Origin of the sequence: Naasia sp., from assembly GCF_025465545.1 — a bacterium.
Lineage (GTDB): Bacteria > Actinomycetota > Actinomycetes > Actinomycetales > Microbacteriaceae > Naasia.
The window spans coordinates 18,617-31,124 of sequence record NZ_JAODMK010000005.1; the positions used below are offsets into that span (position 1 = coordinate 18,617).

Consider the following 12,508-nt stretch of genomic DNA (forward strand, 5'->3'; position numbering starts at 1 on the left):
CGCTAGTCCTTGCGCACCTGCAGCGGTTCGCGGGTGACCTTGAAGGCCGCCGCCTGCGCCACCGGGCGGATCGTCACCGTGTCGAGATTGACGTGGCCGGGGAGGTCCAGCGCATAGGCGATCACGTCGGCGACGTCCCCCGAGGTGAGCGGATTCTCGACGCCGCGGTACACGCCTCCCGCGCGATCAGCGTCGCCGCCGAAGCGGTTGAGCGCGAACTCCTCCGTCTGCACCATGCCGGGCGCGATCTCGATCACCCGGATCGGCTCCCCCGCGAGCTCGAGACGCAGAGCGCGCATCAGCATCATCTCGCCGGCCTTCGCGGCGTTGTACCCCGCCCCGCCCTCGTAGACCTCGGTCGCGGCGACGCTCGTCACCGCCAGGAGGGTCGCGTGCCCCGCCTGCTCGGCGGCGGCCCTCAGCAGCGGGAGCAGCGCGCCGGTCAGCCGCTGGACGGCGATGACGTTCGCCTCGAACATCCAGCGCCAGTCCGCGGGGTCGCCGTCCTCCACACGGTCGAGGCCGCGAGCGCCGCCCGCGTTGTGCACGAGGGCGTCCACCCTGCCCAGCCCCTCGAGGTGGGCGCGCAGGGCCGCCACGTCATCGTCGGAGGTGAGGTCCGCGGCGAACACGTCGGCTCCGGTCTCCGCGGCGAGCGCGCCGAGCCGCTCGGCGCGACGGGCGACGCCGGTCACGTCCCAGCCGCGCTGCCGCAGCAGGGCGACCGTCGCCCATCCGATGCCGGTGCTTGCCCCAGTGACCACCGCGCGTGCCATGCCCGTCCCTCCCGGCCGGCCGCGTTCCGCACGGCCGCCGCGATCGACGATACCGCCGCCCTAGGCTGGCCCCGTGACGGCGACGCAGCGCACGCCGGCGCCCGCGACGACGCGAGTGCCGCTCTGGGACAACGCGCGCTTCGTGGCGATCCTGCTCGTGGTGGTCGGGCACTCTGTGCAGCGCCTCGCCGGGGAGCTCGATCCGGCCTTCGCCGTGTATCTCCTCATCTACTCCTTCCACATCCCGCTGTTCGTGCTCGTCAGCGGCCACTTCGCCCGCGACGTGCTCACCGCGAAGGACCTTCGCCGGATCGTGGGCGACCTGGTCGTGCCGTACCTCGTGTTCGAGACCATCTGGACGGTGGTTCAGTGGCTCGTCGAGGGCAAGCACACGGTGGACTACGCGAACGCGTCCTGGACGCTCTGGTTCCTGCTGGCCCTGATCCTCTGGCGGCTGCTGCTGCCCGTGCTCGCGGTGCTCCGCGCTCCCCTCGCCTGGGCCGCGGTCCTCTCGGTCACCGCGGGGTATACGGACCAGCTCGACAGCACGCTGGCTCTGTCCCGGGTCTTCTCGCTGCTGCCGTTCTTCGTGCTCGGCTGGGAGCTGCGCCGCCGGGATGCGGGACGGCGCTGGCTCGCCGCGCCACCCGCGCTGGTCCTGCGTGCCCGGCTGGCGGCCGGGGCGTTCCTCGCCGCCGTCGTCGTCGCGGCGATCCTCTGGCTGCCGCTCTGGCGCAGGCTGCGGCTGATCCGGTTCTTCTTCGGCGATGTCGCATACGCCGGATTCGGCTACGGCGCCTGGTGGGCGGGCCTCGTGCGGCTGGCGCTGCTCGCCCTGTCCGCGCTGATCTGCGTCGCGGTGCTCGTGCTGCTGCCGCGCCGAACCACCTGGTTCACCGCCCTCGGCGGCGCCACCCTCTACGTCTACCTGCTGCACACCTTCGTGCTCTACCCGCTGCGGGAGACGGGGATCCTCAGCGCCAACGCGACCGTCCCGGTTCTGCTCGGCATGATCGTGCTCGCCGTGGCGATCACCCTGCTGCTGTCCTCCCGACCCGTCCGCCGCGTCACCCGTCCGCTGATCGAGCCCGACGTCTCCCGCCTCTTCGCGGGCAGGGACTGACCGCCCTTCGTTACGCCCCGTGTCGCGTGCCGTTGAGGCCCGTTTCCGCCCTGCCTAGGCTCGCCCCCATGACCGACAACCAGTGGAAGTTCGAGACCCAGCAGATCCATGCCGGCGCCTCCCCGGACCCGGTGACCAACGCCCGGGCCACCCCCATCTACAAGACGACCTCGTACGTCTTCAACAGCGCCGACCATGCCAGGAACCTGTTCGCGCTGGCCGAGTTCGGCAACATCTACAGCCGCATTCAGAACCCCACTCAGGCCGTGGTCGAGGAGCGCATCGCCGCGCTCGAGGGCGGCACCGCCGCGCTCCTGCTCGCCTCCGGACAGGCTGCGAGCACCTACGCGGTGCTCAACATCGCCAAGGCCGGCGACCACATCGTGTCCTCCAGCTCCATCTACGGCGGCACCTACAACCTCTTCAAGTACACGTTGGCCCGGCTCGGCATCGAGACCACCTTCGTGGAGGACCAGGACGACGCCGACGAGTGGCGCCGCGCGGTCCGTCCGAACACGAAGCTCTTCTTCGCGGAGACGATCGGCAATCCCAAGATCAACATCCTCGACATCGCCCTCGTGGCGGATGTCGCGCACGAGGCGGGTGTGCCGCTGATCGTCGACAACACGATCGCGACGCCCTACCTCATCCGTCCCTTCGAGTACGGGGCCGACATCGTCGTGCACTCCGCCACGAAGTTCCTCGGCGGCCACGGTGTGGTCATCGGCGGCGCCATCGTGGACGGCGGCAAGTTCGAGTGGTCGAAGAACGTGGAGAAGTTCCCGGAGCTCACCGAGCCCGATCCCTCCTACCACGGGGCGAGCTACACCACGGCGGTCGGCGACGCCCTCGCGTACATCATCAAGGCCCGGGTGCAGCTGCTGCGCGACCTCGGCGCCGCGATCTCGGCCGACAGCGCCTTCACCCTCCTGCAGGGCATCGAGACGCTGTCGCTGCGCATCGAGCGTCACGTGCAGAACGCGCAGGAGATCGCCGAGTGGCTGGAGAACCACCCGGACGTCGCGAGCGTCAACTACTCGGGACTGCCCTCCAGCCCCTGGTATGCGGCCGCGAATCGCTACGCCCCCAGGGGCGTCGGCGCCGTGGTCTCGTTCGAGCTGAAGGGCGGCGTGGACGCCGGACGGCGGTTCGTGGAGAGCCTGAACCTGTTCAGCCACCTGGCGAACATCGGCGACGTCCGCTCCCTCGTCATCCACCCGGCGTCGACGACGCACTCGCAGCTCACCCCCGAGCAGCAGCTGACCTCCGGCGTGACGCCGGGGCTGGTGCGCCTCTCGGTGGGGCTCGAGCACGTCGACGACCTGAAGGCGGACCTGGAGGCGGGCCTCGCGGCCGCGCGGGCGCTCTCGGCTGTCCAGGCGTAACACCAGGCACTCCTGGGACCGCCCGTCCGCATCCGCCCTCCGAGGCGGGCGGGCGGGCGGTCCCTCTGCCGTAACACTGGCGGCTCGGCATCCCGGGACGCCGGATACTGGAGCGTCATGGACTGGCAGACCCCCGAGGACGCGATCCCCTCCGCCATCGTCACGGAGGCCGATCAGCGGGCGCTGCTGGGCAAGCCGCCGGCGACGGGCGCCTGGCGGGAGGGCGACCCGCCGGCCTGGCGCCGCTTCGCCTCGGTCGGCGAACTGCGGACCGAGAGCGGCGGCGTGCTGCCGGGCATCCGGATCGCCTACGAGACCTTCGGCACGCTCGACGCCGACGGCCGCAACGCGGTGCTCGTGGAGCATGCGCTGACCGGCGACGCGCACCTCACCGGTCCGGCCGCGCCCGGTCAGCCGACCGGCGGCTGGTGGGGCGGGATGGTCGGCCCCGGCCTCGCCATCGACACGGACCGCTGGTTCGTCGTCGCCCCCAACATGCTCGGCGGCTGCCAGGGCAGCACAGGACCGGCCTCGCTGGCGCCCGACCTGCGGGAGTGGGGACCGCGCTTCCCGTTCCTGACCATCCGAGACCAGGTGGAGGCGCAGCGCCGCCTCTCCGACGTGCTCGGCATCGAGCGGTGGGCCGCCGTCATCGGCGGCTCGATGGGCGGCATGCACGCGCTCGAGTGGGCGCTCGCCTTTCCCGACCGGGTCGACCGGCTCGGCCTCCTCGCCGCCCCCGCCGCCTCCAGCGCCGACCAGATCGCGCTCAACTCGGTGCAGGTCGAGGCGATCCGGATGGATCCGCGCTTCCGCTCCGGCTGGTACTACAACGCCCCGGACGGCGACGGGCCGACGCACGGTCTCGCGCTGGCGCGACGGATGGCGCTGCTCAACTACCGCAGCCCCGGCGAGCTCAACGCCCGCTTCGAGCGGTCATGGCAGAGCAGCATCGACCCGCTCGGCGCAGGCGGCCGCTATGCGGTCGAGTCCTACCTGGACTTCCACGGCAACAAGTTCACCCGCCGCTTCGACGCGAACAGCTACATCCGCCTGGTGGAGGCGATGAGCTCGCACGACGTCGGGCGGGGGCGCGGCGGCGTGGAGGCGGCCCTCGCCGGACTGCGGCTGCCGACGCTCGTGCTGGGCATCGACAGCGACCGGCTCTTCCCGGTGGAGGATCAGCGCCGCATCGCCCGTTCCACGCCCGGCGCCCTCGACGGCGGTGAGCCGGTCGTGATCGAGTCCGAGTACGGGCACGACGGATTCCTCATCGAGAACGAGCTGGTCGGCCGGGAGATCGCCCGGCTGCTCGCCACCCCGGCCGGCTGAGCTGGGCCTGGAGCGACAGGCCTGATCAGAGGCGCCTGCGGAACCGGCGACTAGAAGTTGATGTAGTGCCGGGCGTTCAGCGGATCGCGGCGCTCGGCGCGCAGCACGCGGGCCGAGCCGAGCAGGGCGGCGGCGGCGAGGAGCCCCACGAGGGCGAACCCGATGAGCACGACGTTGCCCACGATGCTGTCGGCCAGCGCGGTGGTGCCGAGCCCGGCGGTCGTGGCTAGCTCGGTGGCCGTCGCAGTCATGGTTCCCCTTCGCGCGCCCTTCCCTGGGCGCTGCTCCACACTAGGTGCGGCCGCCGACAGGCCCTCCTGCGGCCGCATCCCCAATCCGGGGGGAGCAAACGGGGGCATCACTCCCTAGACTCGGGTTCGAGGTCTATCCAGTGCCCGCACCCATGCCCCACCGTCGATCGTCGCGACTGCGAGTCGCGATCGTCGACGACCACAGACTCGTCCTCGACGGGCTCGAGGCGCGGCTCACCGCGCCTCGCACCGGCCTGCAGGTGGTGACCGCGGTGCTCTCCTGGGGGGACCTGATCTCGCATCCCGAGTTCCCGGTCGACGTGGTGATCCTCGACCTCAACCTCGAGGACAACATCCCCATCTCCACCAAGCTGAGGGTGCTCACCGCCGCGGGCAGCAAGACCGTGGTGATCAGTCGGCACGCCGACTCGGGCTCCATCTACGGGGCCATCCAGGCCGGGGCCGCCGCGTTCGTCGGCAAGACCGAATCCGCGGACGCCCTGATCGCCACCGTGCACGCCGCGGCCGACGGCCACGCGGTGCCGAGCGACGCGGTGCGCCGGGCGCTCGACGACTTCGAGAGCTCCGTGGAGCCGAACCTCGGCAAGCAGGAGCAGCGCGCGCTCGTGCTCTACGCCTCGGGCCGGTCCATCAAGGAGGTCGCCTCCGACATGACGACCACCGAGGAGACCATCAAGTCGTACATCAAGCGCGCGCGGCGCAAGTACCGCGCCATCGGCGTGGACCTCGGCACCAAAGTGCTGCTGCGCAGGCACGCCATCCGCGAAGGCTGGATCACGCCGGAGTAGAGCGACTTTCGCTCAGCAGGCAGGATCTGCTCCAGCAGGCAGAATCCGGCGGAATCGCCGTCTGCCTGCGAAAACCGCCTGCTGAGCGTAAGTTCGCCTCCCGGACGGGTCCTCAGGTCCGCCGACGCGCTTAACGCACCTCCTGCGGAGTGGCTCCCGAACCGGCGATCTGCGGATGTCAGCATGTTCGTGGCCAGCCCGATGGTCGCGCCGCCGGTGACCCGGCGGCACCGGACGCCGCCCCGAAGCGGCCCCGGCCCCCGTCCGGACCTCCGTCCCCCCAGGCAGGAAGCCCATGGAACGCATCGTCAAGGAGCGCGACCGCCTCCTCCAGAGGAGCGCACGCCTGCTCGGCATGAGCGGCGCCGCCGTCGCCCTGCTCTGCCTTGCCGTGCCCGGCAGCGTCGCCCCGGCGACCCTCGTGCTCCTCGTTCCGCTGTTCGCGGTGCTCGGCCTGCTCCTCGACCGGGTGGGCCGGTCCCGGTCCCTCGTCTGGGCGCCGGCCGTCGTCGCTGCCGGCTCCCTCATCCTGCTGGTGCTGCAGCTCGCCAACACCGGTGCGCTCGAACCCCTCACCGGAGTGCCCGCCTCGCCGACCGGGTACAGCAGCGCCGCGGAGCTCGCCATCCGCATCCTCGCCGCCTGGGCAATCGCGAGCGTCGCCGTGGTCCTCACCATCTCGCTCGGCCGGATGATCGTGCTCGGGATCACCTTCACCGTCACCCTCGTCTTCACCCTGATCGCGCTCGCCGGCAGTGCCACCCTGCCCATGACGCTCCTCGTGCTCGTGGCCGGCTGGGCGATCGCCACGGTCATCGGGTCGCTGCTCAACGCGGGCGTGGTTCGCGCCGCCCGCCGCATCTCGAACATCGGCCGGGCGCACCGCGCGGAGCGCCAGGCGAGCGAGACCGAAGCCCAGCGGCGCCAGGGCGCGCGCCTGCTGCACGACACCGTCCTCGCCACCCTCACCCTTCTGGCGCACTCCGGCGTCGGCGTCGCGCCGAGCGCGATGGCGCAGCAGGCGGGCGACGATGCGCGGCTGCTGCGGCAGCTGCGACTCGGCTCCACCCCCACGCCGTCCTCGAGCGGCGACTACGCGCTCCAGCCGACCTCCGAGTCCGTGCTCGGCAACACGCTCGAGAACGTCAAGCAGCGGTTCGGCCGGATGGGTCTCACCGTGAGCTGGCACGGCACCGGGCAGGTGCTGCTGCCGAGCGACGTGCTGGACGCGTTCCTCGGATCCCTCGCCGAGTGCCTCGAGAACGTGCGCAGGCACGCCGGTGTGCACGAGGCCCACGTGACGATCACCGACGACGACACCACGATCCGCGCCATGGTCACGGACAGCGGAGTCGGCTTCGACATCGCCGCGATCGAGGAGGGCCGGCTCGGCTTCAAGGAGTCGGTGCTCGCCCGACTCCGCGAGGTCGGCGGTAACGCCCGCGTCTTCTCCGCGCCCGGCTCGGGCACGACCGTGGTGCTGGAGGTGCCCCGATGACCGCTCTGCGTGACCTCGCCCCCACCGGCGTGGACGAGAACACCCTCGGCGTCATCCCGGGCGCCGCGGCGCCGCGGCGCCGCAACCTGCCCTCGCTGCGGCTGCCCCGCTTCGCGAGCTCCCGGATCATCGACGAGAACGCCGGCAGCCTCGGCGCCGGGTTCCTCGGCATCGGCGCCATGGCGGTGTGCATCCTCATCGCCGCATACGACCTCGCGCGGTTCACGCTGCAGTGGTCCGCCTATGCGCTTCCCGGCGTCGCTGCGGCCGCCTGGCTGATCTTCGCCGCCCTCCTCGTGACGGTCGGCATCGTCATCCGGCGGAACGAGGACCGGCTCCCGGACCCGGTGTTCATCGCCTTCGTCGGCGGCCTGGGCGTGGTGATGGTGCTCGACCTCGTGGCCGTCTGGCCGCTCCGGAATGTGGCGGGCGGCTCGACCGCGGCGATCGCCGCAGGGGTGGGACTCCTCGCGGTGGTCGGCGTGCGTCCTGCCCGGGAGATCTTCGCGGTGGCCGCGGCGTTCGGCGGCACCCTCTTCCTCGCCGACCTCCTCGACGGCTCTCTCGATCTGGAGCGCCTGGCCCCCTCCATCGTGATGCTCGCCCGCGCCGTGCTGCCCGCCATCATCGGTGCGCTGATCCTCCGCGGCTTCCGGCGGATGGTGAAGCTGGAGTTGGACCGGGTGCTCGTGCAGAGCACCGTCTCCGCGCCCCGCTACGCCGTCGGCATGCTCGCCTCGGAGGAGCTCGCCCGCCTCGACCTCGCCGCCGAGCAGCTGCTGGAGGGCGTGGCCAGCGGACGGACCCAGCTGCCCCTCTCTCCCCGGCTCGCCCAGACCGCCGCATCGCTCGCCACCGAGCTGCGCCTGCACCTGATCGAGGGGCGGCGGGAGACCTGGCTCTACCACGCGATCTCCGAGTCGGAGCTCCTCGGGCCCGCAGCCTCGCTCAGTGACCCGGGAAGCCTCGCCGGCCTCCTCGACTCCCGCCAGCGGGACGGCCTGCTCTCCACGATCTGGCTGCTCGTCAGCGACCGGGTGCCGCGCGAGACGGCCGGCGGTCGCACCGTGCGCATCACCCTCGGTCCCGTCGCGCCCACGGAATACGCCGGGCCGATGCGCAAGATGACGATCCCGATCGCGATCGAGACCACCGGTGTGGCGCGCAACCGGGTCGACCCTGCGACGTGGGATGCTATCCGCAAGGTCGGCCGGCACACCGACTCGGTGCGGGACGGAAGTCTGTGCCTCGAGATCGAGTGCCTCGTCGACAGCCCGGCCGACTCATGACCAGCGTCTTTCCCGAGGACGGACCCCCACCAGTTCCAGGAGATTCAGTGATCGATCCCCGCCCCCCGATCCGACTTGCCCTCGTCGACGACCACAAGATGCTGCTCGGCGCCCTCACCGAGTGGATCCGCAACGCGGCATCCGACATCGAGATGGTCGCCGCAGTGACGACCTGGCCCGAGCTGCTCACCCACCCGGAGTTCCCGGTGGACGTGGTGCTGCTCGACCTCGACCTCAAGGACAACATCCCGATCTCGGTCAAGCTCTCGATGCTGAAGAGCACCGGGGTCAAGACCGTGCTGATGAGCACCTATTCGGAGCCGAACGTGGTCCGCGAGGCACTCGCGGCCGGCGCGCTCGGCTATCTGGTGAAGAGCGAGGACGCGTCGATGATCGTCGACGCTCTCCGCTCGGCCTACCGCGGCGAGTCCTACATCTCGGCGGAGCTCGACCTCGCCCTCAACGCCGGCGACATCGGCGGCGCCCCCCGACTCAGCGCACAGGAGCGCAGGGTGATGGCGCTGTACGGCGGCGGCGAGCCCGTGAAGACGGTGGCGTACGAGCTGGGCATCTCCGAGGAGACCGCGAAGAGCTACCTCAAGCGCATCCGCGAGAAGTACCGGGTGGCCGGGTTCGACGTGGGCACCAAGGTCGCCCTCCGTCGCCGCGCGATCCAGGACGGCATCCTGCTGCAGACCGACTAGGTCCGGCACGACGCGCAGAGGCACCGCACTCCCCCGGGAGCGCGGTGCCTCTCCCGTTTCCGGCCGAGCGCCGCATCCGTCCGGCCGCCCGGCAACGGCATGCGGTTGCCGGCTGGCCGGACGGTTGCGTCGAGGCTCGGCTCTCGCCGGTCGGGCTACTCGGGACCGGCGAGGTCGAGCGAGGATCGGGTCGAGCGGCGCTCCACCGCGAAGCTCGTGACGGCCAGCCCGATCCCGCCGATCGTCAGCGCGATCCCCACCCAGATCGGGGCCAGGTAGCCGAACCCTGCAGCGACGACGGCTCCGCCGAGAGCCGCGCCCATGGTGTTGCCGACGTTGAGGGCGGAGTGGTTGACCGCCGCCGCGATCGTCTGGCTGCCGGTGCCCGCGACGTCGAGCAGGCGCACCTGGATGACCACCGCACCGCCCGCGACGGCGGCTCCGAGCAGGAACAGGCAGGCGAAGAGGCCGACCACCGTGTGCACGGTGAGGAGCAGCGCCATCAGGGCGACCAGGACCAGCCCGAAGCCCGCGAGCAGGGCCCGCTCGGTGCCGCGGTCCGCGAACCAGCCGCCGGCGAAGTTGCCGAGCGTCATCCCGATCCCGAAGGCGACGAGAACGAGCGGCACCGCCGCGGTCGCAAGTCCCGTGACCTCCGTCGCGATCGGCGACACGTAGGTGAACACGGCGAAGAGGCCACCGAAGCCCACGGAGCCGATGCCGAGCGCGAACCAGACCTGGCCGCGCTTGAACACCCGCAGTTCGCTGCGCAGCGTGGAGGACGTGTCCCCCTGCTGGCGTGGGACGAGGAGCGACACCGCCAGGAAGGTGAGCACGAACAGGCACGCCACGGCGAGCATCGAGGCCCTCCAGCCGTAGTGCAGTCCCAGCCAGGTGATGGCCGGCACTCCCACCACGTTCGCGATGGTGAGCCCGCTGAGCACGAACGCCGCTCCCTGCCCGCGCTTGTCCGGACCGAGGAGATTGGCCGCCACCAGGGAGGCGATCCCGAAGTAGGCGCCGTGCGGCAGGCCGGACACGAACCGCGCGGCGAAGACCCAGCCGAAGCTCGGCAGCACTGCGGAAGCCACCGTGGCGACCACGATGAGCCCGACCAGGCCGAGCAGCAGCCTCTTGCGCGGGAACCGCGCCGCGAACGCGGCGATGGTCGGCGCTCCCACGACCACCCCGAGCGCGTATGCGGCGATGAGGGCGCCGGCTTGCCCGTTCGCCTCCTCCGGTGACCTGGCGTACGCCTCCGGCAGCAGATCGCGGGCGAGATCCGGCAGGACTCCCATCGCCGCGAACTCGGTACAGCCGATGCCGAATCCGCCCAGCGCGAGCGCGAGCAGGGCGAGGCGGATGCGTGCGGGACTGAGGGGCATGGGCGCCGGACTCCAGGAGGGATGCGAGAGGGTGGCGGCGCCGTCGCCGGACCCTCAGGCTATGCCCTCGACCGACGCGGCGGGGGGAGTTGTCCCGCCCGGCGCTGCTGGTCCGCCCGCGTCAGTCGGCGATGCGGCGCAGCGCCTCCTCGAGGCGCTCGACCTTGCCGGTCAGCTCCCCGGTGGCACCGGGACGGATGTCGGCCTTCAGCACGAGCGAGACGCGCGAGCCGAAGGCGCCGACCGCCTCCGTCGCGCGCCTGATCACCTCGAAGACCTCGTCCCACTCGCCCTCGAGCGTGGTGAACATCGAGTCGGTCGAGTTGGGCAGGCCCGACTCGCGCACGATCCGGACGGCGGCCGCCACTGCGTCGTGGATGGACGCGTCGGGGCCCTCTCCCCCGCTCGGTGCCACTGAGAATGCGACGAGCATCAGACCTCCGGAAGCAGGGCGCGGCTCTCGCCGCGCGAGCGGTCGGCCGCGGCAGGGGCGCCACCGGCCGGAAGCGACCAGAGGCCGCGCAGGGTGAGCACGAGCAGCACGATCAGGGCGAGATTGCGCGCGGTCAGGAGCGCCGCCACCACCGGGTCGGCGACGATCAGCCACGAGTAGGCCCACGGGTAGACGATCTGGGTTCCCGCCGCGATGCCGAGGACCAGCCCGCCGCCCGCTCGCACCGCCGGACGAGAGGTGACGATGCCGAGCAGCACCGGCGGGGCGAGCCACACGATGTACTGCGGGGAGCCGACCTTGTTGACGACGATGAGCACCAGCACCAGGGCGAGCGACAGGGGTGCGAGCAGCGCGGTCGCCTCGACGCCCCGGCGGACCGCCCGGACGCCGAGCAGGAGGATCGCCGCCACCGCGACGACGAGGAGCGGCGTCATCACGGCGGCGACCGCCCTGGTGCCCGTGCCGAGCACCTGGTAGGTGAGCATCTGCTGGTCGTAGTAGACCCGCGTTCCCGGCACGCCCAGCGCCGCCTGCCAGAGCCAGAAGGCACTCACCGGCGCCTCCACCTGCAGACCACGCTCGCCCTGCTCGGTGATGAAGCCCAGCACGTTGGCCCCCGTGCCGAGGAGGAGAGCCACGGCGAGCACGACGGCGGTGAGCAGGGCGGCACCGCTGACGACGGCGGCCCTGCGCCTCAGCGCGATCACCGCGGCGGCCAGCAGCGCCGCCGGCCACACCTTGATCCAGGTGGCGAGCGCGAGCAGAGCCCCGGCGATCAGCGGCCGGGTCGCCAGCCAGAGCAGCCCCAGGATCGCCAGCGGGGCGGTGATCGCGTCGATCCGGCCGACCGCCACCGGTCCCAGCGCGGCGAGGAAGGCGACCCACCACCACGCGGCTGCGGGGCTGCGGCGGAGCAGCACCGCGAACGCCACCGCATCCAGCGCGGTCACGAGCAGGAGCCACATCTCGCCGTAGGGCCCCGGCCCGAACAGATACGCGAAGCCCATCGGCAGCAGCGCACCGACCGGATAGACCCAGGTGGTGTCGATGCCGACGAGCACGCCATGCTCGGCCGCGTAGTCCATCCAGAACCGGTAGACGTACACGACGTCGCCGAACGGCACGTGCACGTCGTCGAGCAGGTTGATGAGAGCCAACGTCAGGTGCACGACGGCGAAGGCAGCCCAGGCGCCCACCGGTCCCGTCGCGTTCCGCGTCAGCCAGCGTCGCCGCGGGGCGGCCTCAGTCACGCGGGATCCGAACGGGGCGGCATGCCAGCACGGTACCGCAGCGTGCTGGGGCGGCTCTGCGACTCGCGACCGGGGGTCAGGAGAGCAGATCCGCGATCACGGCGGGCAGCGCCTCGGCGATGTCGAGCGCCACGATCGGTCCGCCGCCCGAGGCCCGAGCGCCGGCCAGGCCGTGCAGCGCTGCGGCGGCCGCGGCGAGCGCGACGAGCCGTTCCGGGGCGGCCAGCACCTCGTGGGAGCGGGCCGCGACGA

General features: G+C 71.8%; 12 protein-coding genes. 7 read left to right on the plus strand and 5 right to left on the minus strand.

Features of this window, described 5'->3' with window-relative positions:
* Positions 1 to 2 precede the first annotated feature (2 nt).
* Complete coding sequence (locus JWR33_RS01520; protein ID WP_297408786.1) at positions 3 to 776, minus strand: SDR family oxidoreductase; 774 nt, start codon at positions 774 to 776, stop codon at positions 3 to 5.
* Positions 777 to 849: 73 nt separating this feature from the next.
* On the opposite strand from JWR33_RS01520, the gene JWR33_RS01525 reads away from it, so the two are divergent.
* From JWR33_RS01525 to JWR33_RS01535, 3 genes are all read left to right on the plus strand, one after another.
* Entirely contained in the window at positions 850 to 1,899 is a 1,050-nt protein-coding gene (locus JWR33_RS01525; RefSeq protein ID WP_297408788.1) for an acyltransferase family protein, read from the plus strand.
* Positions 1,900 to 1,967: 68 nt separating this feature from the next.
* Entirely contained in the window at positions 1,968 to 3,284 is a 1,317-nt protein-coding gene (locus tag JWR33_RS01530; protein ID WP_297408790.1) for a bifunctional o-acetylhomoserine/o-acetylserine sulfhydrylase, read from the plus strand.
* A 117-nt stretch (positions 3,285 to 3,401) separates the two neighbouring features.
* Positions 3,402 to 4,616, plus strand: coding sequence for a homoserine O-acetyltransferase (locus JWR33_RS01535; protein WP_297408791.1), 1,215 nt, complete (start codon positions 3,402 to 3,404; stop codon positions 4,614 to 4,616).
* Positions 4,617 to 4,666: 50 nt separating this feature from the next.
* Here JWR33_RS01535 and JWR33_RS01540 read toward each other — a convergent pair whose 3' ends face one another.
* Entirely contained in the window at positions 4,667 to 4,867 is a 201-nt protein-coding gene (locus JWR33_RS01540; protein ID WP_297408793.1) for a hypothetical protein, read from the minus strand.
* A 152-nt stretch (positions 4,868 to 5,019) separates the two neighbouring features.
* Here JWR33_RS01540 and JWR33_RS01545 point away from each other — a divergent pair, with 152 nt between their 5' ends.
* The 4 genes from JWR33_RS01545 to JWR33_RS01560 all read left to right on the plus strand — a co-directional run bounded on the left by JWR33_RS01545 (position 5,020) and on the right by JWR33_RS01560 (position 9,167).
* A complete protein-coding gene (locus JWR33_RS01545; RefSeq protein WP_297408796.1) occupies positions 5,020 to 5,676 on the plus strand; it encodes a response regulator transcription factor in 657 nt (218 codons plus the stop codon).
* Between the two features lie 295 nt (positions 5,677 to 5,971).
* Positions 5,972 to 7,174, plus strand: coding sequence for an ATP-binding protein (locus tag JWR33_RS01550; protein WP_297408797.1), 1,203 nt, complete (start codon positions 5,972 to 5,974; stop codon positions 7,172 to 7,174).
* Entirely contained in the window at positions 7,171 to 8,463 is a 1,293-nt protein-coding gene (locus tag JWR33_RS01555; protein ID WP_297408799.1) for a hypothetical protein, read from the plus strand. The genes JWR33_RS01550 and JWR33_RS01555 overlap by 4 nt, the downstream gene beginning before the upstream one ends.
* Positions 8,464 to 8,513: 50 nt before the next feature.
* Positions 8,514 to 9,167 carry a response regulator transcription factor gene (locus JWR33_RS01560; protein WP_297408810.1) on the plus strand — a complete coding sequence of 218 codons (654 nt, stop codon included), beginning with the start codon at positions 8,514 to 8,516 and terminating at the stop codon, positions 9,165 to 9,167.
* Positions 9,168 to 9,322: 155 nt separating this feature from the next.
* Here JWR33_RS01560 and JWR33_RS01565 read toward each other — a convergent pair whose 3' ends face one another.
* The 3 genes from JWR33_RS01565 to JWR33_RS01575 all read right to left on the minus strand — a co-directional run bounded on the left by JWR33_RS01565 (position 9,323) and on the right by JWR33_RS01575 (position 12,256).
* Positions 9,323 to 10,552 (minus strand): MFS transporter, encoded by a 1,230-nt coding sequence (locus tag JWR33_RS01565; protein WP_297408801.1) that lies wholly within the window; start codon positions 10,550 to 10,552, stop codon positions 9,323 to 9,325.
* A gap of 121 nt (positions 10,553 to 10,673) precedes the next feature.
* The gene (locus tag JWR33_RS01570) at positions 10,674 to 10,985 is read right to left on the minus strand and encodes a thiamine-binding protein (RefSeq protein WP_297408803.1); all 312 of its coding nucleotides are present in this window, start codon (positions 10,983 to 10,985) and stop codon (positions 10,674 to 10,676) included.
* Entirely contained in the window at positions 10,985 to 12,256 is a 1,272-nt protein-coding gene (locus JWR33_RS01575; protein ID WP_297408804.1) for a glycosyltransferase 87 family protein, read from the minus strand. The genes JWR33_RS01570 and JWR33_RS01575 overlap by 1 nt, the downstream gene beginning before the upstream one ends.
* Positions 12,257 to 12,508: the final 252 nt, after the last annotated feature.

Bases quoted from the DNA above. Each gene is read 5' to 3' on its own strand.
- JWR33_RS01520 (WP_297408786.1), bottom strand. From the start codon at position 776: ATGGCACGCGCGGTGGTCACTGGGGCAAGCACCGGCATCGGATGGGCG.
- JWR33_RS01530 (WP_297408790.1), top strand. From the start codon at position 1,968: ATGACCGACAACCAGTGGAAGTTCGAGACCCAGCAGATCCATGCCGGC.
- JWR33_RS01535 (WP_297408791.1), top strand. From the start codon at position 3,402: ATGGACTGGCAGACCCCCGAGGACGCGATCCCCTCCGCCATCGTCACG.
- JWR33_RS01540 (WP_297408793.1), bottom strand. From the start codon at position 4,867: ATGACTGCGACGGCCACCGAGCTAGCCACGACCGCCGGGCTCGGCACC.
- JWR33_RS01545 (WP_297408796.1), top strand. From the start codon at position 5,020: ATGCCCCACCGTCGATCGTCGCGACTGCGAGTCGCGATCGTCGACGAC.
- JWR33_RS01550 (WP_297408797.1), top strand. From the start codon at position 5,972: ATGGAACGCATCGTCAAGGAGCGCGACCGCCTCCTCCAGAGGAGCGCA.
- JWR33_RS01555 (WP_297408799.1), top strand. From the start codon at position 7,171: ATGACCGCTCTGCGTGACCTCGCCCCCACCGGCGTGGACGAGAACACC.
- JWR33_RS01565 (WP_297408801.1), bottom strand. From the start codon at position 10,552: ATGCCCCTCAGTCCCGCACGCATCCGCCTCGCCCTGCTCGCGCTCGCG.
- JWR33_RS01570 (WP_297408803.1), bottom strand. From the start codon at position 10,985: ATGCTCGTCGCATTCTCAGTGGCACCGAGCGGGGGAGAGGGCCCCGAC.